We start from the raw sequence: 241 nt of genomic DNA, 5'->3' as shown, positions 1-241 counted from the left end.
TGGTGCCGAAGGCCGGACTCGAACCGGCACGTATTTCTACGGTTGATTTTGAATCAACTGCGTCTACCGATTTCGCCACTTCGGCACTGAANNNNATACGGNNNCGTTCTGGATTATACCTGTCGGCGGCGGCCATGCAAGCGACAGCGTGTCGTCATTGCGCTAAGTGTTGAAAAAAACAGCGCTATCCTGCGCGGCGTCACCTTTTGCTACCGTTCCATAGAGCAACTGCCACCAGCAA

General features: G+C 53.8%; 1 tRNA gene. It reads right to left on the bottom strand.

The features are described 5' to 3' along the window. Positions 1–85: transfer RNA gene (locus VZP09_RS23555), tRNA-Leu, on the bottom strand. Positions 86–241 lie beyond the last annotated feature (156 nt).

Source organism: Klebsiella sp. EMBS2024, from assembly GCF_036233805.1.
Lineage (GTDB): Bacteria > Pseudomonadota > Gammaproteobacteria > Enterobacterales > Enterobacteriaceae > Klebsiella > Klebsiella pneumoniae.
Note: the sequence above shows the minus strand (reverse complement) of the source record. Positions and strands in the feature narration are given on the sequence as shown.